This window comes from Vibrio sp. D173a, from assembly GCF_030248475.1.
Genome location: NZ_JAHGAH010000626.1, coordinates 1 through 674 on the forward strand (window position 1 = coordinate 1; position 674 = coordinate 674).

Here is a 674-nt window from a genome sequence, read left to right on the forward strand (position 1 = left end):
TCCGAAATTTTCTTCTTAATACTCTAGGCCATTTCATTGAAATTAGATCATAGCATATTCTAATAGGATCATAAAAGACAGAAACCCTTTCACGTTTAGACATGTAAATATTGTTAACAATAAAATAGTTTTTCTTCCACTCTTTTTCACTAAGCATTCTATACATGGAAAAATTATATATTTTATATTTAAAGCTCTTTAGACCTAAACTACTCATTGAAAATATCCTAATATCATTAGCAATAATATTAGAATGGAAATTTAATACTCTTTCATTATCATCAAAACAATAATCAAATTTAACGCATCTACGATTTAGTTCTCTCTGATAAGCATTAAGAATAATCCACTGCTCGGCACTATACCTTTGCCTAGTAAAGTCACCATAATTATTTGGAGCTTTTACAAAGTACTCAAAATATTTTTCTGGATACATCTCAATATCAAAGAACTTAATCACATCATTAGTCCTACCGATATAGATCCAGTCACATATTGCAAGAGGTTTTGCTAGTCTCCTCACGTTGTAGGTAGTTAAGTTAGTACAAATAACCCAATCATCAGTAAGTAATGGGCTTGGTCGTTTTAAAGTATTGGCTTTTTTTAAGGATAATAATATATTACAATTTACTACCAACATATCACTTCTTAAATTAACACAGTACTTAGTTCTA

General features: G+C 29.1%; 1 protein-coding gene. It reads right to left on the reverse strand.

Features of this window, described 5'->3' with window-relative positions; translation table 11 throughout:
- Positions 1 to 640: WavE lipopolysaccharide synthesis family protein (locus KIV40_RS28035; protein ID WP_285352475.1), on the reverse strand; the 640-nt coding region annotated here is incomplete at its 3' end.
- Between the last annotated feature and the right edge of the window lie 34 nt (positions 641 to 674).